We start from the raw sequence: 24,010 nt of genomic DNA, 5'->3' as shown, positions 1-24,010 counted from the left end.
TCGGCGGCAGGGCACGTACCGCAGCAAGATAACGCGATATATCCGACTTCTGGTGGAGCGGAGATACCGCGGGTGTCAGACGTCGCGCGGGCCCTCGGTCGCATGCGGGTCGCACCCGATGCCATATCCGAGGTCCCGTCCGAGATCACCTCCGAGATCGCACCCTTGATCGCACCCTTGAATCAGACATCGATTCAGCACCGATCAGCCCTGATCGCGGCCAATAAGGAGCAATCTTGGCCGATCTGGACCGATCTGGACCGATCTGATGCAATCTGGACCGATCCGGGCTGATCAGACCTCGGGGCGCAGCATCGGCGGGTTGAGCAATGGCGCCCCACCCGCCCTGAACAACTGTGCGGGCCGCCCGCCCTGCCTGGTCGTGGTCCCGCCCGACGGGACGAGGAACCCAGGGGTGCCGGTGACCTTACGGTGGAAGTTCCGGGGGTCGAGTACGACGCCCCACACGGCTTCGTACACCCGGCGCAGCTCGCCGACGGTGAACTCCGGCGGGCAGAACGCAGTGGCCAGCGACGAGTACTCGATCTTGGACCTGGCCCGTTCCACGCCGTCCGCGAGGATCTGCGCGTGGTCAAAGGCGAGCGGGGCGGGCTGCTCGCCCTCGCGGTCGAATCCGCCGTCCTTGCTGAGCAGAGCTTCGACCGGGGCCCAGCGGGCGCTGTTCGCGTCGCCGCCGGCCCGGGGCGCGGGAAGGTCTGGGGCGAGCGCCAGATGAGCCACGCTGACCACTCGCATGCGGGGGTCGCGCTTGGGGTCTCCGTACGTGCCGAGTTGTTCGAGGTGCGCCCCGTTCCCGATGGAGGGCGTTCCCGGCTCGTGCGCGCACAGCCCGGTCTCCTCCACGAGCTCGCGGGCTGCCGCCATCCCGAGATCCTCGTCCACCCGGACGAACCCGCCGGGCAGCGCCCACCGGCCCTGGTACGGCTGCTCGCCGCGGCGTACGACCAGTGCGCAGAGCGCGTGACGGCGGACGGTGAGAACGACCAGATCCACCGTGACGGCGAAGGGAGGAAAGGCCGACGGGTCGTAGGGCGACATACCGCGATCATAGTCGTCTGCCTGACGATAAACAGTCCCTCTGCCAGGTGCGCGGTCGGCGGTCGCACTCCCCTCACGACGATCGTCGAAGTGGCTGGCGGAAAGCCTGTCGGTGTGCCTGTCGATGTGTCGGTCGGCGCGTCTTTCGGGCCTCATCCTCGGACTCCCAGTTGAAGGTTGCCGGCGGCTTCCTCGACCATGCCGAGACCCAGCCTGCTGATCCGTACGGCGAAGGGCTCCCCGGCGACGCGCAGCCCGGCGAGCCGGACGGCGCCGAGTGGGGCGCAGCGCACCGGGGACAGGGCGACGGTGCCCGCGGGGGCGTCGGGGCGGATCCCCGCGAGCGTGGCGATCAGATGGATCCCGGCGGCGGCAGCCACGGCCGCCGGGCGGCAGGCGGCCGGGTGTGGCACCGGCGCACTGCCCGCGGTGCGCTGCTCGCCCCCGTACATCTCGGGCAGCCGGTGGCCGAAGGATTCCGCGGCGTCCAGGACGCCGCGCAGCAAGGAGGTCGCCTCCTTCTCATGTCCGGCCACAGCCAGCCCCGCCACGGCGACGGCCGTCTCGTGGACGCGAACCGATCCGCCGCGGTGGCCGAACGGGCTGTGCCCGGCCTCCTTGACGCCGAGGCTGCGCAGCCCCCACCCCGAGTCCAGCGCGGGGCTGCCCAGCAACCTCGCCAGCTGTTCGGTCTGTACCTTGTCCAGGAGCCCTGGTGCGAGCTGCCCCGCGCCCAGTAGGCCGGTGTCCAGCAAGTGCGCCGCTCCGGCCCCGAGGTGCGGCACGAGCCGCCCGTCGGCCGTGCGGGCAGCCGCCGGACGGCCGCCCGCGCGATCGTCGAGCCAGAAGTCCCGCCGGAAGCCGCGGCGCAGCGCACCGGCCCACTCGCGCCACCCCTCGGCCCCCGCCCGGCCGCACCCCGCCAGCAGGTCGGCGCCGAGGAGCGCGGCGCGGTGGGCGTGCGCCTGCGTCTCACCGCGCCGCAGCCCCACGGAGCTCCGGTCCCGCAGAAAGCCGTCGTCCCCGGCGGCACCGCGCAACCAGTGCAGACAACGCTCAGCCACCGGCAGCAACTCCTCCAGGTCCTGCTCGGCCATCCCCCAGCGCCGCGCCTCCGCGAGCACCACGGGGAAGGCGAGGGTCGCCTCGACACCCGTGCAGCTCGGCGGGAGGTGGCGGCCGGCGTCCCTGAAGGGGCCCGGAATCCGACCGCGGTCGGGCCCCGCCCCCGTGAGCTGGGTACGGGCGAGCGTCCGTAGCGTGGACACGGCGAGCCGGGTACCGAGAGGCAGCGTCATCCGCGCCGCCCACAGGGCCTCGGCGGGCGCGAGCCCACAGCGCCAGGGCACCCCTGCCGCCAGGTATACGTCGGCCGGGTGGCCCGGGTCGCGCACCAGCAGCGCCCGCAGATCGTCGACGCTGGTGCGCAGCAGCTCGTGCACCCGAGGGTCGTCGCCTTCCGCCGTCGCTGCGGAGAGCGGCCCCGCCCCGGCCTTCGCGAGCGGCCGCACGGCACGGTCCGTCCGGACGAGGAGCTCGATGGTGCGCGAGTCCCCCGGCAGCAGCTCCAGCTCCCAGCGCAGCAGCCCGGCGGAGGCCAGCGCGTCCTCGGGCGGCGGGTCTGCGGTGACCTGGCAGTGGGCTCCGGCGACCGACCAGCGCAGTCCGGAGCCATGAACGCTGGCGGGCAGTTCGGGCCCCGCCCGGCCCGCCGCGACGGCCCCCAGGTCGGCGAGGTCCGTGCCGAGGGCGATCTCCACACGCAGCCGCAGAGGGCGTCCCGCCGAGCTGCGCAGAGTGATCCGCTCGGTGCCGTCGGCGTGCCGGAGCCGCTCCACCCCGACCTCGGGGTCCGGCCCCACACAGGCCGGCGTACGCACCACGGCCATGAACCGGACGCGGTCGGCCGAGAGCAGCCTGCCCTGCAGGGCGACCGGATCGCGGCCGGCCACCCGCAACTCGCAGCGGGAGATGAGCCTGCGGCCCGATTGGTAGAAGCCCTCGAGTCCCTTTCCGGTGAGCTGCCCGTGCTCCGCCGAGATGGCGAGTCCCGGCAGGTCGGCGCAGATCAGCAGGGCGTGGACGGAGGGCAGCTCGCCTGGCGGCGGGGCTCCTCCCACGCTGCCAGGAAGGGCCCTTCGGTCGCCGGCAGGGGACGGGACTACGACGGCCATACGGTGCCTCCTCCGCGCTAGGGACGGCCGCGCCGACCAGAACGGCGCGGGGTGGTGGTGGCGGGGCCACACCGGTGAACGTCCTCACAGGCGACCGGGTCACGGCTGTCATCGACGCTCTCATCAACGCTGTCATCGACCGCTCCTGCCGCCGCGATGCCCGTCGCGTCGGCGGATACGGCCACGCGCGCCGGCCACGCCGGGGCGTGCCCTCAGGCGGTTCCCTCCGGCCCGGTCGCCCTTGGAGCGCCGTGCGGCGGCCCGCCCCTGGACCGGCGACAGGGTGTGGCGGTGTCCCGGCCGCCCGCGCGGCGCCCGCGGTCCGGTCGTCCCGTGTCCCGCCCGTTCCTGGCGCAGGCAGCGGCGCAGCGCCTCCGGGTCGATGCCCTCGTTGCAGGCCTGGTGCAGGAGTTGGGCGAAGTGATAGTCGGGGTCGGCCCGCAGAGCCAGGCCGAGGGCAACCCTCGCGCCGGGCTCGTCGCCGGTCGACCAGGCGACCCATCCGGCGAGGGTGAGCGGCGCGGCGGCGTGGGTTTCGTACGGGCCGACGCAGCGGCGGGCGAGCGCACGCCAGAGCCGCAGTGCCCGCTGCGCGTCCGGGCCTTCCATCCACTGCGCCGCCCGGTCCCTGGTCTCCCGGTCCTGGAGCCCCACGATGACCGCGGCCGCCTCGGCGGGGGCGATGAGGGCGTCGTCCCCGGCGTCCGTGCCGGGCCGCCCCTCGGGCGACGGCCCGCTCTCTCCCAGGCGCGCCATGAGCCGCCGGGCCAGACCCAGCGTCTCGGCGCCGACCTGCTCGCGCTCGTCCCCGCTCAGAATCCGGGGCACCAGGGCGAGGCCGGCCACGTCCAGGGCCCTCAGCTGCTCCCCATCGCCGGGACCCGGCCCGGACACAAGCCGGGTCTCCATCTCCCGCAGCGATCCGCGCACTTGGATGCCCGCGTAGGCGGCGGCCGCGGCCATGACCGAGGTGCCCGGCAGTGCCAGCGCGCTGCCCTCGGGCGGGCAGCACCGAGCGTCGGGGCAGCAGTACGACCAGTACCTGCCGTCGGAGATGCACAGCGCTTCGAGCACGGGGACGTCCAACGCGCCGCACGCGGTCCGCAGTTGTTGCGCGAAGGGGCGTAGCCGCTCCATCGTCTGCCGGCCGGACTCCCCCGCCGCCGGGTCCTGGCACAGGAAGATGACGATGCCGTCGGGCCGGTCACCCCGCCGCTCGCTCCCGTCCACCAGGCAGTCGGCGAGCTGGTCCGAGACGGGCTGCCACTCCCTCGGCGAGCGCGGGATTCCGAGCCTGAGCCGCCCGCCGAACCGGCCGCGGCGGCCATGCAGGGCGACCATCACCACGCTGTCGGTGGGGTGAAAGCCCATCAGGTACGGAAGGGCGTCGGCTAGCTCGGCCGGGCCGCGGAGGGTGATCTGGTCGCAGGTGGAAGACCCTGCGGAAGGACCGGTGGATTCCTGGTGCTTGTTCATGGAAAGACGTTCTCGCGGACACCACCTGCTCCGCCAACCCTGTGGACAACTTTATCCACAGGGCGGTGGCGCTCATCACACAATCCCCGCCCTATCGCGGAACCGCTCCCACCACAGGCCGAATTGGCCGAACCTCGCACTATCCGTACAGAGAACCGCAGACAGAGTCGCACGCAGAGCCGTAGAGGGAACCGCACGCAGAGCCGCGCATAGAGCCGTACGGAGAACTGATCAGGCCCGGCGCCGCCATCCGGCCTTCCCCGCGCGGGATGGGCACGCGCGGGGAACGGGTGGCAGTGCCGGGCCTGTCGGAATCCACGGATTCAGGTGATCCGCATCCGAGGATTCAGCGGACTTGCATCCAGCGACTCAGACTCAGACGATCCGCGCTCAGCGCTTCTCGCGAATGGGCTCGCCCACGCGCCGCAAGTGCCTCAGCGCCTCGGCCTGGGAAGCGATCCAACCGGTCTGGTGATAGGGCACACCGATTTCTGCGCAATACGCCTCGGTGATCACCTGGGCCCGCTTGAGGGCCGGGCTCGGCATGTTGGGGAAGAGGTGGTGCTCGATCTGGTAGTTGAGGCCGCCCATGGCGATGTCCATGAAGGGGCTTCCCTTCACATTGCGCGAGGTGAGTACCTGACGGCGCAGGAAGTCGAGCTGGTCCTCATCGGTAATCATCGCCATTCCCTTGTGATTGGGAGCGAAGATGCATCCGAGATAAATACCGAACAGCCCCTGGTGGACTGCGATGAAGGCAATTGCCTTACCCGGGGAAAGAACGGTGAACAGCGCACCGAAGTAAATGACGAAGTGTGCGACGAGAAGGGCGCCTTCGACGACCGGCCGCTTCATCGTCGGGCTGCTCAGCGCCTTGAAGCTGTTGAAGCTGAGGTTGAGGCCCTCCAGCGTCAGCAGCGGAATGAAGAGATGAGCCTGGTGGCGCCCGATGAACCTGGGCAGCCCCTTCGCGGCTCGCGCCTGCCGCTTCGACCACACCAGGATGTCCGGAGCGACATCCGGGTCCTTCTCCTCGTGGTTGGGATTGACGTGGTGGCGGGTGTGCTTGTTCATCCACCAGCCGTAGCTCATGCCCACGAAGACGTTGGACGTGATCAGTCCGCCGATCTCGCTGGGACGTCGCCGCGAGAAGACCTGACAGTGCGCCAAGTCGTGGAACACCAGGGCGAGCTGGCCGAACAGGACGGCCATCGCGACCGCGAGGATCAGCTGGAGCCAGCTGTCCCCCAGGGCGAAGAACGCCGCCCCACCGGCCAGGCACGAGAGACCCACGATGCCGAACCGAATGCTGTAGTAGAGGGGACGGCGGTCCAGAAGACCGTCCTGGGCGATCCTTCGGGACAGTTGAGCGAAATCACTCCCTGTCGCCTTGGTGGCCGGCCCAACGGATGGCGTGATCGCCGCTTCGATCGTCATGCCTTAAGTCTCGGTTTCGGGACCGGTCGTCAGAACCCCCTTACCCCCCCAATCCCCGGGGGGGCTAGCCCCCCCTTTGCGGCTCGCCCGCACCACCGGATGTCCCGTATCTTCCGGTTGATCACCGGACGCGGCGTGTCTGCTCACCCGGTGCACCCGGTTGAGGACACCGAATTCCCCGGGAGCCCCATGTGAAATCTTCACCCTCCGCTGGTGACAGCGCCCAGAGATCGACGGTGTGATTCCCAGCCGTGATCGGCACGGCGAACCCCCTTTCCTCGGGGATGGTTCTGTCGAGTATGTGACCGACCGTGGGGCCTCGGACAGCCAGGTCGTCACGACCCGGACATGAAGTTCTCATGTCCGGGTGCGCGAGTGGCCGGGTGTCAGGCGACGGCCGAGCCGTCCACCACGGCGGAGAAGCCGAGCTTGTCGACGGCCTGGTAGTAGGTCCAGGCCGTCGCGTCGCACGAGGCGCGCTTGGCTCCCGAGTAGGCGGTGCACACCCGCTTCAGGTCGGCATGGAAGGCGCTGTCGACGCGGGCCTTGTTGGCGTTGAACGCGCCGGCCTGCTTGTAGTTGCGGTAGCCGAAGTCGTGGCGGGCGCAGGAGGTCTGGAAGGGGAACCCGAAGGGGTTGTCGGGCGACGAGGAGCAGTAGTCGGTGGACCAGTCGAACCCGTACGCGCTCCAGGAGCCCTGGTTGGCGCGGGCCGAGGTCCAGGAGTTGTGGCTGGCGGCGCTGGTCTGGGTCCAGCCACTGAGGACCTGCGGCTTGTCGGCCGGGGCCGCGCTCGCGGTGGCGGCGGGCAGGATCGCGGCGGGCAGGGCGAGAGCGACGGCTGCCAGGGAGAGAGCGGAAAGTCTGCGCATGACGAAACCTCCGGGACGGGAGCGGGCGGTGTGCTCAGACTCCCGACGTGAGGTCTGCCCGGACAACGACAGGATCATGATCCTGTCGTGAACATTTCATACGAACGAGCGGCCCCGGCCGTAACCGCTCGTTCCCCGGTTGTCCGACCCGTCCTGTTGTATGGGGTGCATGCAGCAGACGAACGACCCCAATCTCCGCGCGGCGGCCGACAAGGTACTCGCCCGTCTCGTCGGTGACCCCACCGGCGAGACCAGGCTTCGCGAGGACCAGTGGCGTGCCATCGAGGCGCTTGTGGCCGACAAGCGCCGGGCCCTGGTCGTGCAGCGCACCGGTTGGGGCAAGTCCGCGGTGTACTTCGTCGCCACGTCCCTGCTGCGCGAGCGCGGCAGCGGCCCCACCGTGATCGTCTCGCCGCTCCTGGCGCTCATGCGCAACCAGGTCGAGGCCGCGGCGCGGGCCGGCATCCGCGCCCGCTCCATCAACTCGTCCAACACCGAGGAGTGGGACACCGTCCAGGCCGAGGTCGCGGCGGGCGAGGTGGATGTCCTGCTGGTCAGCCCCGAGCGGCTCAACAATCCGGACTTCCGCGACAATGTGCTGCCCAAGCTGTCCGCCGCCACCGGTCTGCTGGTGGTCGACGAGGCCCACTGCATCTCGGACTGGGGTCACGATTTTCGCCCCGACTACCGCCGGCTGCGCACCATGCTGGCCGAGCTCCCGCCCGGCGTCCCTGTCCTGGCCACCACGGCCACCGCGAACTCCCGCGTGACGGCCGACGTCGCCGAGCAACTCGGCACCGGCGCGGACACCGATGCCCTGGTGCTGCGCGGCCCGCTGGACCGGGAGAGCCTCAGCCTGGGCGTCCTGCAGCTGCCGGACGCCGCGCACCGGCTGGCCTGGCTGGCCGACCACCTCGACGAGCTGCCGGGGTCCGGGATCATCTACACCCTCACGGTCGCCGCCACCGATGAGGTCACGGCGTACCTGCGCCAGTGCGGTCACACCGTCTCCTCCTACACGGGCAGGACCGAGAACGCGGAGCGGGTGCAGGCCGAGGAGGATCTGCTCGCCAACCGGGTCAAGGCACTGGTCGCCACCTCGGCGCTGGGCATGGGCTTCGACAAGCCGGACCTCGGCTTCGTGGTGCACCTCGGGTCGCCCTCGTCCCCGATCGCCTACTACCAGCAGGTGGGCCGTGCGGGCCGAGGCGTGGAGCACGCGGAGGTGCTGCTGCTGCCGGGCCGCGAGGACGAGGCGATCTGGAAACAGCACATCGCTGAATGTAGCTTGGTTGCGTGACCAACGACCTTGTAAAGAAGGCTCATTGGGGTGATCTGACCGGGCAGAATTGGGGCAGCCTAGTCCGTCTCTCCTTCGAACCCGGGGACGAAAGCGACCCGGCCGAGAAGAAGCTCTCAACTACCGGAAGAGCGGCCTCCATCCCGCTCTCCGGGCGGGACATCAAGAGCCGTGACGAGCAGGAGAAGGACAACAAAGGGTTCGTTGAATCGCGGGGCGGTAGCTACGTCTACACGTACGACGAACCGGACACGTCGGCGTGGAAGCGCAAACGGGTCCGCCTCCCAGACGGCCAGATGGGCTACCGCGTGATCCGGCCGGTATTCGAGGGCGCTTTGGAGGATCTCAAGCGGGGCACCGCGCCGAACGGCAAGCGCCTCGATGGGCTCATCGTCTACGACATTGATCGCCTCACGCGCGACAACCGGCATCTCGAAGACGCCATTGAAGTCGTAGAGAGCTTCCGGCGGCCGATCATCGATATCACCGGAACCCTCGATCTCCTGACCGACAACGGCAGAGCCATGGCGCGAGTCATCGTGTCCATGAGCAGCAAGCAGTCCGCAGACACGGCTCGACGCGTCGCACGCAAGCACCGAGCCCTTCAGAACGCCGGTCTGCCAGCGGGCGGGAACCGTCCCTTCGGCTGGCAGGAGGACAGACGCACTCTGCACCCGGACGAGTCAAAAGTGCTGCGAGATGCGGCTTTGCGAATCATCGCAGGTGCTCCGATCACTGCGGTGGTGCGGCAGTTGAACCAGAAGGGCGTACTCACCGCCAAGGGCAAGGTATGGCGGACTGCCGGTCTGAAGAATGCGCTGCGCAACCCACGGGCGTGCGGAGTTCGTGCTCGTGGCGTACGCGATGTCAATCCGGAGACCGGGACCGAGAACTTCCGGTACGAAATCGTTTACGACTCCGACGGCCAGCCGGTGGCGGGCCAGTGGCAGCCCATCTTGTCCGGCGAGGAATGGCAGGCTCTGATCTCGGCGATTGGTGCCAACAAGCAGCCCGGCAACGGTCACAACACCCGGAAGTATCTACTCACCGGCACCTTGCGCTGCGGCAAGGCCGGCTGCGACGCCCCACTGCGTGGCCTCAGGGCATCGCTGGCCCAGAAGAAGCCGGATGGATTCTTCTTCTACCACTGTTCCAGCTCGGCTGCTGGAGGGTGTGGAGGAGTGCGTATCCCGGGGCTTGAGACCGACAATGCAGTCAAGATCCTCGTCTTCGCCAAATACGAGGAAGAGGCCGCACGCCGGAACGCGGTCGCGACCTCACCTCCGTGGGCACGCAAGGAGGAACTCGTACGAGTCCGCGAGGACATCTCCGATTTGAAGAGGGCTCGTGAGAATCGACAGGTGTCCGCTGAGCGGTACTTCGCCTTCCTCGCAGAATACGAGGCCAGGGAACGCACCCTCCTCGCCGAGCAGAACCGCGCCTTCAAGAGGCAGCTTGCAGCCCAGGGTGCGCCCATCGATCTAGCCTCCGACTGGCCCGACCTCACACTGATCGAGAAGCGCGCTTACATCGAACGGCTCCTGACAGCGGTTGTTGTCGCGCCGTCCCTAGGAAGGCGCCGCCCCGTACACGAACGTCTGACGCCTCACTTCCGTCAACGCGAGGACTGATCGCGCCGTGTCGGATCGGCGGTGTTCCCGGCCCGGGTAGCGATGTTCAGGCGCAGGATCGCGTTCACCCGCCTCCACTCTCGTTCCGACCACATGGGAGCCGCCCGTGCCAGTCGCCGGGCCCATGCCCACACGGCATCGTCGCGACGGACGCTGCACTCCCCTGCGCTCATGTCTCGATGAGCCGCTGGGCGGCGAGTCTTTGCCGTGCGTGGAGTGGCGCGCGCCTCCGGATCTCTCCGCCGATTTCGGTCTGGACCAGCAGTTGCCGCCCCGTCTTGGGGGCAACGGTGTGAGACGGCGCGAGGCCTTGGCGGTGTGCTCACTCGGCGCCTCCCAGGCGTACGCCGCCACGCAGTCGAGAAGCGTGGCATGGCGCATCCGTGGCGAGCAGAAGCTTCAGTGCGCGGGTGGCTTGTTGGGGGACGACGCTGTTGCCGAGGAGGTGGAGTTGGGCGGCGCGGGTCAGACCTTCGGTCGCGGTGACCCATCCCTTGGGGAGCATCATCCATTCGACGAATTCGGCGGAGAGGCGTCGGGTTCCGGGGACGGTGGGTGGTGGGGCGGGGTGTCCGGTGGCGTCTTCCCAGCGGCGGATGGCGGGGAGGTACTCGGCCCACCACTGGGCAGGCGAGTGACGGCAGTTCGGAGGTTCATGCCGCCTTGGCGTTTGGGGGTGGTGCCCGCACCACCGTGGGAATCGCTGGTGGTCGGGGTCGGAAGCAGACGGCCGGACGCGGGCGACGGGCTTTGCGGGGGTGGGGTGAGCGTGGCGGCGGTGGAGGCGAGGGTCGGGGTGCCGTTGCGGTAGCACTGATGCGGTGACCCCTTCGTGCCGTCGCTGGCTCTCGGGGTGGGCAGCAGGTGCTCGACCTCGTCGGCCAGAGTGGGCCCGTGCCCGCCCGCTTTGCGTTTGGTGGGGTGCTGGGAGCCGCCGTTGCTGCCCAGGTTGGCCGTCGGGGTCTTCAACAGCGGTAGCGGAGGCGCTGGTTGTCGTGGGCCAGGCGATGAGGAAGGTACGGGAGCGGCGGTGCGGGGCGCCGACGTCGGCAGCCTGTACGCACGTCCATGCACAGTCGTACCCTCGGTCGGCCAAGCCTGACAGAACGGTTCCGAGTGCCCGCATACGAGGTTGACCGTCGGCGTCTCCCAGACACCGCGGGCAGGGTTCCACGTCGCGAACGGTGCAGGGGAGGGGGTCGGTTCGGGTAGAGAGGATTCCGCGCACATTCTCGATCACGACCAAGGCTGGGGCGAGGGCTTCAATTCCGGTCACGAGGTGGTGCCACAGCCCAGAGCGGGTGCCCGGGGCCAGGCCAGTACGAGGGCCGGCGACCGACAGGCCCTGGCACGGGAACCCGGCGGTGAGGACGTCCACGGGCTCGACGTCCGCCCAGTCGAGGGCGGTGACGTCGCCGTGGTTAGGGATGCCGGGCCAGTGCCTGGAGAGCACACGGGCTGCGCGGGAATCGTTCTCGGCGTGCCAGACGACACGCCCGCCGAGGGCCGCGAGCACGCCGAGATCGAGGCCGCCGACACCGGAGCAAGCGCTGCCGATCTTCGGCCCGTCAGCGGTGGTCATGGCTGACCCCAGTCCGGGCGCAGGTGCGTGAACGGAAGGCAGCCGCAGTGTTCAGTGGGTGCCCTTCAGGACCACCCTTGGGTTCGCCGGAACTCACCGCCTTTCCGGGCTTGGTGAGCACCAGTACGTCCTCGTGCTGGACCACGTGCAGGGGGATGCCGCGGGTGCGCGCCTCGCGGGTGTTGGTCATCTGGAAGAACGACGGTCGGGTGATGAGCCGACTGTCGCGGATGCCGGCGAGGAGGGCGACGTTGCGCTCGGCGGGGATGAGTCCGGCGGCCTCTCCGGCGGCGAGGGCGGCGGTGGGAAGGTCGACGAGTTCACCGCGTTCGCGCCAGGGCCGGGTGGTGATGACGACTGTGCCGCCGGGGCGCAGCAGGTGGCGGCATTCGGTGAGGATCTCGGTAAAGGCTTCGATGAGGCGGTCGAGGCCGACGTGGGCGAGGTTGTGCGGGTCTTGGCTGTAGCGGTAGTCCCTCTTGGTCACGCCGCGTTTCCCAGATTCGCGGGTGGAGCGGACCTGTCCGTGGACGGTGCTGCCGTACGGCGGTGAGGTGAGCACCAAGTCGACGGTGCCGTGGAAGGCGGGCGGAATGTGCTCGGTGAGCTGGCGGGCATCGCCGCAGTAGACGGCGCCTGCGCCTGTCGCTCCTTGGCCGTCGGCGTGACGGAGGTTCTGCTCGGAGAGGTACGCCCAGGCGGGTTCGTACTCGGTGCCCAGGGCGTGGCGGCCGAGGTGGACGGCCTCCACAAGGGTCGTGCCGATGCCGCACATCGGGTCCAAGACCAAGCCGCCGGGGCGGGTGTACGTGGCGATGGCGTGCGCGGCGAGGACGGGGAGCATCTTCGCGGGGTGGGCGGCGGAGCCGAGGACGTAGCGCCCGCGTCGTTGGGCGGGGGCAGAGGTGGGGGCGGTGTTCCACACCGAGAGTCGCTGGTACTGCACGGCGGTCAACTCCCCTGTCCGGGGCGGGCGGTACGGGTTAGAACGAGGAGGTCGGAGTGAACGAGGTCGCCGGGAGCGCCCGGGGGCGGGGCGGGCTGGAGGCGGTCGTCGACGGCGTGGGCATGGACGACGATCAGGTGCTGGAGATACACGAACCCGGCAGTGCGGGCGGTCGCGATGAGCAGCCCGAGCGGATCGGTGAGGTACCCGTCCTCCCGGCACTGCCGAGCGGCAATGAGCAGAACGCCGTTCTCGGAGAGGAGTTGGTGGGCGCGGTGAAAGAAGCCGGGCCAGCCGTCGTCGATTGCTCCTGGAGTGGTGGCGCTGCCAGATAGAGGAGCGTTCGGGCTGGGGAGGGTGTTGGGGTGGAGCTCGGCCAACAGGATCTGGGGCCGTCCGCCCGGCCTTTCACCGTGGTTGTCGGGTGCGGCGGGGCTGGTGGCGCAGGGGGTGCGGGCATCCATGCCGCAGGCGGTGTCACCGATCTGCAGGCGCGTCAACGTGCGGGGGGCAGGGCCGGGGCAGGGGAACTCGGCGAGGAACTTCTCGACGGCCCAGTCCGGCAGGACCGCCGGGGCGGCGGGTGCGGTCACGAAGTCGAGCGGGCCGGGAAGCCAGATCGTGGTCGGGAGCGGGGACGAAGAACGGCTACTCGGCCGTGGGGTGGAGGAGTTGTGGGGCATGGCGGGTGCGCCGCTGCGGGCCGGGGCTTGTGCTGACATCCCTTAAGGAGAATCTCTCCGCCGATCGTGCCGTTCGAAGGCAAGGGTGCTGGTCAGTGGCCGATCCGCCACTGAGATATCCAGGCCAGCTCTCCAAATCGAGAAGCCTTACGAGGTGGCCGCAGGCCCAGTTTTCCAAGTCGAGGGCCCTCAGTCGTACGCAGTCACGGTGGTGGGCTGCGTCGGTTTCGGGGCGGCTCACTGTTCTTGGCGCGCGAACGCCGATGTCAGTGGTGCGCTGTTCAATGTGCGTCATGACTGTTCACGCCCTGTTGAAGCTGCTGCCCGCCCCTGACGTACTGCGAGCCCGTTGCCGGGCGTTCGCGCTGCTCGACGCCATCCTCGATAAGGCCTTTCCCATGCATTCGTTCTTCTCAGGTTGGCGTGAAGGGGTGGATCTGGCGTGCATGGAGAACGGCTCGGGCGACCAGTGCGCGGTCGTCTTCGACCCGGCCGGAGTCTTCCTCTACGGCTTCGACCACGAGTGCGATGCCACTCCGTGGCGCGAGGAGCCGCGCGCGCACTGGCCCGGCCTGCTCGACGGCCTGCCCACCGCACTCGCGCCCTACCCTGTGGCGCCGGAGCTCCAGTTCGAGGAGTTCTTCGACGCCACGGTGTGCGCGTGGCGGGAAGCAGGTGATCCCGCCTGGCAGTGCGGTCCGGTCGAGTTCGACGCCGACGAGTCGGATGGCGCGGACTGGCTGTTCGGCCTGCTCACAGACGGCAGCCCGGACGCCTATGCGGAGTTCGCCGAGGACTACTACGAGCGGCCCGTCGACCGCGTCGCAGTCCAGGCGGTCCTGTCGGGCGCTCCGCTCAGCCGCCAGACGGTCACCGCTCTCTCCCCCACCGCTGAATTCGAAGCCATAGCCGTGCAGGCTCGCGCGATGGGCTACACGGTCCGAGAGGAGTCGGTGCTCTGAAACTACGGCGCCGAGGGGGTTGCCCTGGTCACCTCGGTCACCGGCGAAGTACCGAGGCACGCCACCGCCGGGCTTGGCGTGGCTGTTGCGGGGCAGCCGACCCGGGTTCAGATCCGGTGGAGGGAGAGTCGGGAGATGATGCGTCGGTGTCCCAGCGGACGGCGTGGGCGACAACCGCGCCGCGTTGGTTCTACAGGAGCCGCTGCCACAGGTGGGCGGGCCCGATAGCGACCCGCAAGCGCCACTGTTCGTCGCTGAGACACCCCGCAACGACCTCCTCCAACAACTCACTCCGAGCGGAGCTGGATCCGCCACAAGGATGCGGGCACCGAAGTAGGGAGAAGCGGAGGGCTACCCCCGCCTCAGCGCCCTCACACTGCCAAGTACCGCCCAAAGAAAGCCTGCGGGACGGGGCCACATAATCGATGAAGACCCAGTGCCTGGTGTTCGCCAGCGCGCGACAGGCAACGGAGCCGCCTGTGCACGGCCGAGACGGCCCTCGTTCAGTCGAGGCGGAAGCGGAGCCTCATCCGGGTACCGATCAATTCGTAACCGGCCAGGTTGGGTGCGCCGAACGGGTTCGGCAGGACTTTCACGTCACGCCTCTCCCGATCGAGTACGTGCGAGACGTATACGACGAAATACTCCTCGTGCGGACCAAGTTGACGAGCATGCCGCTGTTCGGACTCGCCGAAGAAGAAGTCGCCGCTGTCTCCTTCGGAGGCCTTCACCTCGTAGTAGAGGGTCGTGTCGCCGTCGTGGATGAGAAAGTCATAGCCGAGCCGGTCGTCGCCTGGCTCCGCGCCGGGGAGCCCGTGAACACGCAGCGCGGACTTCCAGGAGTCCTGCGGCTCGACGCCGTACCGCGCGCGCAGCCACTCGGCGACCACCGCCTCGCCCGCGAGGCCGATGGCCTCGTTCCTGTCCGAGTCGGCGGAGGGCGCACGGTACGAGCCGCCGGACGACGACCGGGTGCCGGACGATGGAGTGCGAGGGTGAGGGACGGCTCCCGTCAGGGGCGTCGCGATACCAGCCGGGGTGGCGAGCTGCTCCAGGGTGAGGTCGGCGACCACCGCGCGGGCGAGCTCGGCCAGGTCGTCGGGTGGGGCCGGCACCGATTTGCCGTTCAGTAGGATGCGGGGGCCCGGGGTAGGCGGTGGGGAGCTTGCCCCCGGAACCGTGGGGGCGGGAGGTTGAGCCCCGGTGAGCCCAAGGTCGGTGCGCTTGTCCGTCAGAGGCATGCCATCAGGCCAATGCCCGTGTGAGTCGAGCCAGTTGATCAACACCTTCGTGGAAATGGTCACGAAGTCGAGGAGCCCTTGGCCGTCCATCGCCTGCAGTACGTCGTGGATGGCCGGGAGCGTCTCGCCCTGGCCGTTCCGATGAAACTGCTGCCAGTCCTCCACCAGTTGACGCAGCCGCCTCATTTCCCTCTGCACGGCGGCGCTGGACGCGTCACGGACCTCGGTAAGCGGCTTGAGGAGGCTGGGCGCAGCGGCACGGGCGGGAAGTCGCTTGTCCATCCATTCGTCCGCGTGGCGTCGCAGCAGCTCGTCCGAGAGGTCCCAGAGGGTGGAGTGCCAGGTGGGGTCGGGCAGTAGATCGGGCAGGTCGCGCAGTTTCACGTACGGAACAAGCGAGCTTCCGGCCCGGTGTGCTTCGGCGTGGGCGTCCCTGACCCGTTCGGCGAGCGCGGGACGGTGCCGCTGGAGCCAGGCCGCGAACCGCCTTTCGTGGCGGTCCTTGTTGTCGACCTGGCGCAGGTCGAGGGTGCGCCACGCCTCGTTGGCATCGGACAGGGAGACTGAAAGGGCGGCCAGCTGCCGCTCCTGGTCGTCATCCTCCAGCAGCTGTATGAGCAGGGCGGCATCCTGAGCACCGACCTTCCCTGTGAGCCAGGCCGCCAGGGCGGCGCGGTCGGGGAATTCCTCTGCCCGCCCTCGGAGTTCGTCCGCGAGGTCAAGGTGGAGACAGGCCAGCAGTGGTACGACACGGGTGCTGCCGGATCGTTGAGAGGGACGTTCGGCGAGGACGGCCCGGAGTTGGTGCGGCGCGAGGTCCAGGACTGCGGCAAGGTCCGCGTCGGGGACGTGGTCAGTCTTGAGGCCGCGTCCCTCCAGCTTGACCAGCGCGGCGAACAACCTGTCCCGGAGGTAGGGTGCGCTGACTAGGTCGGCGACGGCGGGAGCGGCGGTCCGCATCACCCGCCAGTTGGTGCGCGGGCCGCGGAGCGCCACAACGATGCGGGGGCGCTCGGGGTCCGGGTGGAGGAACGCGCAATCCTCGCCGTCCTCGGCAAGGCGGTGTCCGGCGATCCAGACAACGGCTTCACCGGCGACGGTCACATCGCACACGCGCAACGCGCCGCCCACGTCCACTGCTGTCACGGGGCGCGTGCGGGAGGTCCGTTCGTCGTCGAATTCGACGTGCGCCGCGAGCAGAGTATGCAGCCAGGGCCCCGCGTACTCGCTCAACGGTGTCCGGGGCGCCTCGTCCAGAGGCAACCCGTCCGCGTGGACGGCCCGCTCGGCCTTCGCACACGTCTGTACGTTGTACGACGTCTTCGCGCGGTCGAGGAACGCGTGCACCCGGCTGCCCAATGCGCCGTCCCGCACAGCGAGCACCGGAACGGGGACCCTGTCCAGCAGTGCCCGGTTCTGCGCCCCGAGCGGATCAGGTACGTACACGGACTCCCCACCCTCCCCTGCGGGCAGAACCTCCAGGGCTCCCTCCCGTGTGACCAACAACTCCTTGGGTGCGGGGTGTTGCTGCCCTTTGTAGCTCTGCTTGCCGGCCTCCGGTGCGAGCAGGTGCGCCCATGCCGTCTCGTACTCCCGGCCAATGTCGTGCGCGAGGCGCCCCACCCGGAGACTCACCTGGGCCTCGACGAGTTCGGGCAGGTGACGCAGGCGGGCCAGGGCGCTGCCCGGGTCGTCCCAGGAGCGGATGTTTAGCAGGCCGAGCCGTTTCGAGAGCAGACTTGATTGCCGACGGCGCAGAGTGGCAGGCACCACCGGGACGAAGGCAGGCGGGGCCTGCGTGCCGCGCCACCACCAGGCGGTGCCGGACGCGGCGAACGTACCCTCCTCGGAGGGGGCGTGCGCGGCAGGTGTCTGGGGAATCCAGGCGGCCTGGGAAAGGAAGGCTGCGAGAGGGGTGGGCCAGGGGGTTCCGGCGGAATCGGTGTAGCGCACGAACTCCATTTCCAGCGCGACCTCGGGCCATGTGGCGAGCCCCTGCACGACGAGCTCCGCGAAGAGCCTGCGGTCCTCGTCGGAGAAGGAGTCGTAGTCGTCCTGCCCAGGCAGGACGGCAGCAGTCCGGCTCCGTGCGTGGTAGTCGACGGTGGGGTAGTAGACCGACTGGCGGTTCTCCCAGCTCGTGGCTGTCGTGCGCCACGCTTCCAGAAGACTCCTCCGGGACGAGGCCCAGAACCGCCGGGGGTGGTTCAGGAGCCTCCCCTCGATCCCCACGTCAAAGGGCTCGTAGCGGGGTTGGAGCCCGTGCTTGACCCCTTGCCCCTCCAGGAAGCTCCGCATCGCCTCCACCGAGATGCCGGAATCCCCGCACATCTCCTCGGGCCGCAGCAGGAGCCGTCCCTCCGTGATCCGGAGTACGGTCGACAGCTCCCGCACTCCGCCCAGGAACCGGGTCAGGACGTCGTCTACAGTGGCGTTCTCCCCCGGCCAGCCCGGCCCGAACATAGCCCAGTTGGCCCGGGTCCAGCCCGCCCGGGTCGGCACCTGGAGCCCGGCCAGAGAGCGCGGCTTTCCGCCGCCCAAGCCCCCAGAGAGCACACAGGCATAACGCAGGCAGGCGAGCCGTACCCCGTCGTCCTCGCTCTCCCGCAGCACGGCAGCGACGACGTCGAGCACCCGCTCGGCCATGAACTCGTGCGCAAGGCCACCGCTCCCGAGCCAACTCCTCCCCTGCGCCTTCCGCCTGCCCCGTTTGCCGGACCGATGGATGCCCTCGTGCACGAAACAGAGGCGATCGGAGAGCCCCTCGGGCAGCGGAGGCAGTGAACCGCCCTTGGAGGCCCCCCTGTCGAGGAAGACCCCGGGATCACCGGCCGGGACCAGCGTCAACGCCGAGTTCATGACGACCCGCTTGCCGCTCAGGGCCTTGCCGTCCGGGAACGTCTGGGAGAGGTCGTAGTAGAAGTCCACCCACTGCCCGGGGTCGAACGGCTCACGGGCCAGGGCTTCCGCCACGCGTTCCGCCCAGGTCGACAGCTGGTCCTTGGCAGGCTCCAGCGAGGTGTACGTGCCCTTGGCCAGCTCCGCTAGCCGCCGACGGCGTGTGGGATGCAGGCCGGGGTCGATAAGGTCGGTGACACCGGCTGCGGCTGCGGCGTACGGAGTGAATACCGTGGCATCGCTCTTGCCCTCCCAGAGGGAGCCTCGACCGAGTGAGGTGGACGAGTCCCCGCTCACGGTGGCGATCGCCGGGATGAACGACACCCCCTTAGTGTCGTGTCCCCGCTCCCGGAAAGCGCTGGTCAGCCGTTCCAGGGTCCCGGACCGCCAGCACATCAGGTCCACAAGCGCACCCGCCGGTATCTCGACCCGCCCTTCTGCCGCGGCAAGTACGGCGCGGACACAGAGTTCGGCGGCGGTGTCGAGGAGCAGGACGTTCCACGGCACTGAGTCGTTGAAGGCGCGGCGGTTCAGGTCTGCCATGAAGGGGGCGTGGACGTATCCGCGGAGGGGTGGCCGGACCGTCTCGCCCATCGGGAGGAAGGTGTAAAACCGCCCATCCTGCAACGGTTCGTCGACCGGGACGACGACCCGTACCTCTGCCTTCTTCTCCAGTGCCGTCCAGTCGCTCCACACCGCGTTCTGCTTGATCGAAGGGGCAAGCGCTTCCCGCGCCCTGTCCGTATCGACCTTCCCCGATACGACGATCAATCGCATTCCCCGGCTCAGGGCAACATGGCGCACCGTCAGCCCGTCCCTCTTGTAGAGGACGTCTGCCGTACGCCCGTAGATCTTGAACCGCTTCTTACCGGCAGCCCGCCTTTCGATCCGCACGCGTGCCAGCCGGTCCAGGAAGAGTTCGAACGGTGCCGTTTCGTCCATGAGTTCACGGACCTGTTCCTCGGCCGCAGCACGAGCGTCGGCGGACCTCAGCGGGAGTCGAACCACGGTCACGCAGCCCCGGCGCAAAAGGAGCTGAGCGGTGGTGGACTCACACTCCTGGAAGATCGGCACCTCCAGCGGGTGCTGGTTTTCCTTCAAGTAGTCAGCCAGCTCGGGCCGTTCAGGCGCGACTTCCCGAGCCAGGACATCGAAGTCGTCGAGCCGGGCAAAACGGAAGGTGTACCCGTCGAAAACCCGGCTCCTTTCCTTCGCCACGCTGTAGATCTCGGGCACGTCGCATAATTGCGTCACACTCTTGAACCCGACCCCCTTGTGGCCGATCCCGGCGTCGGCGCGCTTGCTCGACAGGGCCAGGCTGCACAACGCCTTGAAGTCCTTTCGGGCGAAGGGCCTCCCACCATTGGCGACGTACAGGGTCCCGTGCTCCCCCTCGTCCTCGTCCAGCAGGATCTCGACGAGGCCGTCGGCTGCGCTCTCGTGGTGCGCGTCGTGCGCGTTCTGCAAGAGCTCAATAAGCACGCGTCCCTCGTACTCGGGCGCGATGATCTTCTCTGTGACTGCCTTGGACTTGCGCGCTGCTGGACGGCCGAGGTCCAGGTCCGCCAGGCAGCCCTTCACCTCGATGAGGGCCTGATCCTGGATCCGCTTGCGCCTCGCGGCTGTCTTGCGCGCCGCCACCCGCTCGGCCGCCGGCCGACGACCCCCCGCTATTGCCATCTCGCTACCACCTTCGGCTGTCCCGCCCTGTGTTGTCGTCGACCGTACGGAGTGACGAGGAGCCGTGAAGAACTTTCTCTCCCTTCACGGCTCCACCAGATTGGAATGTGTAGGATCACCGGCCGACCGGACCCGTCAGGCCAGAACGAACACCGTGGCGAGGGACGGACGGAGGGCGCCACCGAGTTGGTAGCAGACGACAAAGAGGCACACCCCAAGAGAGCGCTGGGCCGCCGGGACGTGCTGGGCCGTGTGGACGGACAGGATGGCATCGCCGCCGGTGGCGACGAAGACGGCCGCATAAGCGCTGGTGAGAAGCATATTTGCCACGTATCGCCAAAGCGCTGTCTTGGCAGAGCGCCATTGCGCGGTCGAGGGTTGCTCCAAATCCTTTTGAAAATTCCATAAGGCAGTTCGGCTCGACGAATGTGCTGGTCAGCGGCAAATTTGCCAGACACCGCGCGGGGGTTGGACGGGCCGCGGTCGGTTGTTGGCGGAGGCACGGCTGCCTGGTGGCGTAGGAGTGGCAGGGGTGGTTGGGGTGATGGGCGGTGTCCGCTTCGTCACTCGCAGGCAAGGAGCCCGCCATGCGTCGTACCACTGTCACGTCGTTCACCGTCGTCTCTCCATTCGACCAGCTCGACGCTGCCCTTCTCCAACTGGCCGCTGAGTCTCGACCGTTGTCCCTTCCGTCGGAGTTGATGTCGGAGAGCGAGCCGGGGGTGTTCTGGCCGGTGGATCTGGTGCGTGCGCGGATGGCGCACCCGTCAACGCCTTCGGTGGTGCGGGATCGGGTGTGGTGGGAGATCGTGCGGCGGCGGCTGATGTTCGGGGAGCCGTGGGGCACGGTCGGGGTCGCGATGGCGTTGCCCTCGCTGCGCCGAGCGCTGGCCCGGCTGCCGCGGCTGGCGGAGATGGAGCACGGAGAGCTGGAGCAGGAGGTCCTCGCCGCGGTGACGGAGGAGTTGGTGGCTCTGGATCCGTACGAGAAGCCCGTGCAGGTAGGGCTGCGGCTGGTGCGGGCCGGGGACCGGGCGGCGCACCGGGTGGTGTACGCGGCGCTGCGGGAGCGGCGGTTGCGTCCGCAGCCGCTGGACGAGGGTTCGGTCGTGCCGCAGCCGTGGGCGGGTGGGTCGCAGGCGCAGGTGTACGCGGTGCTGGAGCGGGCCGTGGGGGCAGGGGTGCTGTCTTCGGCGGAGGCGGAGCTGATCGCGGGGACCCGGCTGGACGGGCTCAGCGCGCAGGCGGTCGCGTCGGCGGCGGGGATCAGTGTGCGGGCGATGTTCCGGCGGCGGGCGGCGGCGGAACATCGCCTGGCCAAAGGGCTGTTCAGCGGCGATTGGTGAGCGTGGGTGGCACGATCCGCCTCGCTTTTCTCCTTAGGTCAGTGAGAGCACTTCCGGCTGCCGGCGGCTGAGGAGAGTTCTCGTCTCCCTTCGGTCCGTCCAGTCCCTGGGGTCGGGGTACGGCGCTTCGTGCTGACACCCCGAACACCCACCCCCACGCGCGTTGCGTGCCGCTCCTGATGAAGGAGGTGGTGCGCCGCCGCGGGCCAGCCCCGGCCCCGGGGACTCCGTCCATCTCTCCTTCCTTCTCGGCTGGTGCTGGTGTGCCGCCGTTCTTCGCTCCCCTGCCCGCCGCTGTGTTGGAGGTGCCTGTGACGCGCTGCCCGTCTCGCCGAATTCCCCTCGTGCGCCGCCTGTTGACCGTGGTGGCGGTGGCCGGGGTGCAGCTCTTCTCGGCTCCGCCGCCGGCGTGGGCGGTGGCCACGATTCCGCAGGTCATCACGAATCTGACCAACACGATCGTGGGGCTGCTGGCCGGTCTGGCGACGTTGTTCCTGACCTTCGGCGGGCTGCGCTATCTGATGGCCGGCGGGGATCCGGGGGAAGTGGAGTCGGCGAAGCGGGCCCTGAAGGCGGCGGCCATCGGGTACGGGCTGGCGATCCTCGCCCCCGTGCTGGTCACCGTACTCAAGACCATCGTGGGGGCGGCGTGAGCAGAACACCCCGTTCTTCGTCCCCGGCGGCTGTTCGGCAGGTGGTGCTGCTGGTCCTGCTGACCGCTGTGACCCTGCTGGTGGTCCTCGCCGGTGCCCCGTCTGCGGACGCCACCGCCGTGCCACAGCTGACGGTCCCGGCCGCCCCACCACCCCCGCCTGCCCCGGGGCCAGGCCCCGCCCCGACCGTTCCTAACTCCCCACCCCCGCCGCGCCCGGAACCCGCCCCTGGTCCCACCCCTACACCGGGCCCGCCCACCCCACCGTCATCGCCTGCGTGGCCTGCGTCGTCGGTTCCCGCTCCCGGGCCGACGCGTCCGGCGTGCGAGGTCAACGGCACGGATTGCGATGAGGGCAATGGCGGCGGCTTCGACCTCGGCCCCCTCAGCCCTCTGATCGACATCCCGGCGATGCTCGTGAACGCGGTCACCTCGTTCCTCGGCACCCTCCTGGAACAGATCATGCAGCCGGTGCGGTGGCTCCTCGCCGAAACCCTCCTGGGCACACCCGACGTCACGAAGCAGGCCGACATCAAACGGCTCTGGGCTGGCTCCATGGCGATCACGGCCGGGATCTACGTCCTGTTCGTCACCGCGGGCGGCCTGACCGTCATGGGCCACGAAACCCTCCAGACCCGCTACGCACTCAAGCAGATCGCCCCGCGTCTGGTGGTGGGGATGTGCGCGTCGTCGATGTCGTTGTCCGTGATGGGTTACGCGATCGACCTCGCCAACGCCCTTTCCCACGCGGTCATGGGAACCGACCTGTCCGATGCCGGGAAGGGGCTGGTGGAGCGGGTTATTCCGTTCGCGCTGTTCGGGGTGGGCGGGCTGAAGCTGTACGGGCTGCTGATCTGCGCCGTGATGGTGGTGCTGATCCTCGCGGTTCTCGTCGGCTACCTCGTCCGCGTCGCGGTCATCGCCGTCCTGGCGATCAGCGGGCCGCTCGCGCTGGCCTGCCACGCCCACCCGGTCTCCGATGCGCTTGCGAAGCTGTGGTGGAAGGGCCTGGCCGCCTGTCTGACGATCCAGGTCGCGCAGTCGATGACGTTCATCGTCGCGCTGAAGCTGTTCTTCGCCCCCGGCGCGACCCTGCTCGGCTTCCCGAAACCGAACCAGCTCGGCACCATGCTGGCCGGACTTGCGCTGTTCTGGATCCTGTTCAAGATTCCCGGCTGGTGCATGCAGGTCGCCTTCCGCTCCACCCCTATCCCCACCGGCCTGCCCGGTCCGCTGCGGATGCTCCAGTCGGTGGCCATGTGGCGGCTGCTCAACCGGGCCGTCCCCGGCTCCGCAGCCCTCCTCGGCCGCAGCCACGGCAGACGAGGCGGCGGAGGAGGTGGGCTGCTGGGTGGGCTGCGGGGCGGAGGGCGGCCCGGCGGAGGAGGCGGACGCCCCGGCAGCGGCAGGCGGCCCGGTGGCGGAGGGCGGCCTGGCGGAGGAGGCGGGCGGTTGCCGCGTCCGACGCCGGGCGGGGTCGCCGGATACGCCGTACGCCGGGGACGGGCATTCCTCGCCCAACGCCGCAACCGCACCGGCCAGCCCAGCAGCGGAACCGGAGCCCCCACCCCCGCCAGAACGGGCAGCCCGGCAGGAACCCCGAGCACACCACGGCGGAGCCTGGCCCCGGCCCCGCCCGCGGCCCGCACCACCACCGCACCGGCCCCGGCCCCGGCGGGGGCACCGGCACCCGCGCCCCCGCCCCCGCCCGGCACCCGTGCCACCCGCCGCTCCGCCCCCGGCGGTACACCCCGCCGCCGCACCCCACCAGGACCCACTCCCGTGCCCCACCCCTCCGCCGCACACCGCCGACAGCAACTCGCCCTGCCCATCCAGACACCCCGCGTCCCCACTCGCCCCCCGCGCCCCACCCAGACCCACCTGCCTGTCCCCGCCACCCGACGCCCCCGCCCCACACCCGCCCCGGCACCGCCCACACCCCCGATGCCGCCGTCGGCTCGTGGCCGCCAGACCACCCTGCCCATCCCCGCCCCACGAGTCCGGGTCCGCCCCTCGCGCCCCGTACAGCTGCGCCTGCCCTTCGAACCGCCCCGCTCACCCTGACCCCTTG

The 24,010-nt window shown here is 69.5% G+C and carries 15 protein-coding genes and 1 pseudogene; 7 read left to right on the top strand and 9 right to left on the bottom strand.

The annotated features are described in order from the left end of the window. Nucleotides 1-294: 294 nt before the first annotated feature. The 5 genes from ABCR94_RS17795 to ABCR94_RS17775 all read right to left on the bottom strand — a co-directional run bounded on the left by ABCR94_RS17795 (nt 295) and on the right by ABCR94_RS17775 (nt 7,018). Nucleotides 295-1,059, bottom strand: a complete 765-nt coding sequence (locus tag ABCR94_RS17795; RefSeq protein WP_347120294.1) for an NUDIX hydrolase — start codon at nt 1,057-1,059, stop codon at nt 295-297. A gap of 152 nt (nt 1,060-1,211) precedes the next feature. Next, nucleotides 1,212-3,233: a glycogen debranching N-terminal domain-containing protein gene (locus tag ABCR94_RS17790; protein WP_347120293.1), complete on the bottom strand. Its 2,022-nt coding sequence runs from the start codon at nt 3,231-3,233 to the stop codon at nt 1,212-1,214. A gap of 132 nt (nt 3,234-3,365) precedes the next feature. Further along, nucleotides 3,366-4,709: a DUF4192 domain-containing protein gene (locus ABCR94_RS17785; RefSeq protein WP_347120292.1), complete on the bottom strand. Its 1,344-nt coding sequence runs from the start codon at nt 4,707-4,709 to the stop codon at nt 3,366-3,368. Between the two features lie 390 nt (nt 4,710-5,099). Next, on the bottom strand, nt 5,100-6,146 hold the full coding sequence (locus ABCR94_RS17780) for a fatty acid desaturase family protein (RefSeq protein ID WP_347120291.1): 1,047 nt from the start codon (nt 6,144-6,146) through the stop codon (nt 5,100-5,102). A 386-nt stretch (nt 6,147-6,532) separates the two neighbouring features. Continuing rightward, a complete protein-coding gene (locus tag ABCR94_RS17775) occupies nt 6,533-7,018 on the bottom strand; it encodes a phospholipase (protein WP_347120290.1) in 486 nt (161 codons plus the stop codon). Between the two features lie 169 nt (nt 7,019-7,187). Between ABCR94_RS17775 and ABCR94_RS17770 the strand changes: the two are divergent. Both ABCR94_RS17770 and ABCR94_RS17765 read left to right on the top strand, forming a co-directional pair. Beyond that, a pseudogene (locus ABCR94_RS17770) lies at nt 7,188-8,285 on the top strand (RecQ family ATP-dependent DNA helicase); the annotation flags it as partial. Between the two features lie 29 nt (nt 8,286-8,314). Beyond that, the gene (locus tag ABCR94_RS17765; RefSeq protein WP_347120289.1) at nt 8,315-9,949 is read left to right on the top strand and encodes a recombinase family protein; all 1,635 of its coding nucleotides are present in this window, start codon (nt 8,315-8,317) and stop codon (nt 9,947-9,949) included. A gap of 322 nt (nt 9,950-10,271) precedes the next feature. On the opposite strand, the gene ABCR94_RS17760 is transcribed toward ABCR94_RS17765, so the two are convergent. Both ABCR94_RS17760 and ABCR94_RS17755 read right to left on the bottom strand, forming a co-directional pair. Further along, nucleotides 10,272-11,465, bottom strand: coding sequence for a DNA cytosine methyltransferase (locus tag ABCR94_RS17760; protein ID WP_347120726.1), 1,194 nt, complete (start codon nt 11,463-11,465; stop codon nt 10,272-10,274). 52 nt (nt 11,466-11,517) lie between these two features. After that, nucleotides 11,518-12,477, bottom strand: coding sequence for a TRM11 family SAM-dependent methyltransferase (locus ABCR94_RS17755; RefSeq protein ID WP_347120288.1), 960 nt, complete (start codon nt 12,475-12,477; stop codon nt 11,518-11,520). Between the two features lie 56 nt (nt 12,478-12,533). On the opposite strand from ABCR94_RS17755, the gene ABCR94_RS17750 reads away from it, so the two are divergent. Together ABCR94_RS17750 and ABCR94_RS17745 are read left to right on the top strand one after the other, a co-directional pair. Then, the gene (locus ABCR94_RS17750) at nt 12,534-12,812 is read left to right on the top strand and encodes a hypothetical protein (protein ID WP_347120287.1); all 279 of its coding nucleotides are present in this window, start codon (nt 12,534-12,536) and stop codon (nt 12,810-12,812) included. Nucleotides 12,813-13,453: 641 nt separating this feature from the next. Continuing rightward, nucleotides 13,454-14,122, top strand: coding sequence for a hypothetical protein (locus ABCR94_RS17745; protein WP_347120286.1), 669 nt, complete (start codon nt 13,454-13,456; stop codon nt 14,120-14,122). 503 nt (nt 14,123-14,625) lie between these two features. Here the strand turns inward: ABCR94_RS17745 and ABCR94_RS17740 are convergent. Both ABCR94_RS17740 and ABCR94_RS17735 read right to left on the bottom strand, forming a co-directional pair. Then, nucleotides 14,626-19,941: a sacsin N-terminal ATP-binding-like domain-containing protein gene (locus ABCR94_RS17740; RefSeq protein ID WP_347120285.1), complete on the bottom strand. Its 5,316-nt coding sequence runs from the start codon at nt 19,939-19,941 to the stop codon at nt 14,626-14,628. Nucleotides 19,942-20,076: 135 nt separating this feature from the next. Beyond that, a complete protein-coding gene (locus ABCR94_RS17735; protein ID WP_347120284.1) occupies nt 20,077-20,262 on the bottom strand; it encodes a hypothetical protein in 186 nt (61 codons plus the stop codon). 266 nt (nt 20,263-20,528) lie between these two features. On the opposite strand from ABCR94_RS17735, the gene ABCR94_RS17730 reads away from it, so the two are divergent. The 3 genes from ABCR94_RS17730 (at nt 20,529) to ABCR94_RS17720 (ending at nt 24,003) form a co-directional block, all read left to right on the top strand. Continuing rightward, nucleotides 20,529-21,287, top strand: coding sequence for a hypothetical protein (locus ABCR94_RS17730; RefSeq protein WP_347120283.1), 759 nt, complete (start codon nt 20,529-20,531; stop codon nt 21,285-21,287). Nucleotides 21,288-21,640: 353 nt separating this feature from the next. Further along, nucleotides 21,641-21,940 carry a pilin gene (locus tag ABCR94_RS17725; RefSeq protein WP_347120725.1) on the top strand — a complete coding sequence of 100 codons (300 nt, stop codon included), beginning with the start codon at nt 21,641-21,643 and terminating at the stop codon, nt 21,938-21,940. Nucleotides 21,941-22,350: 410 nt separating this feature from the next. Continuing rightward, nucleotides 22,351-24,003: a TrbL/VirB6 family protein gene (locus ABCR94_RS17720; protein WP_347120282.1), complete on the top strand. Its 1,653-nt coding sequence runs from the start codon at nt 22,351-22,353 to the stop codon at nt 24,001-24,003. The last annotated feature ends 7 nt before the right edge of the window (nt 24,004-24,010 follow it).

This window comes from Streptomyces changchenzhani (genome assembly GCF_039766235.1).
Taxonomy (GTDB): Bacteria; Actinomycetota; Actinomycetes; order Streptomycetales; family Streptomycetaceae; genus Streptomyces.
The sequence above is the reverse complement of the archived record's forward strand: the minus strand, read 5'-3'. Positions and strand labels throughout refer to the sequence as shown.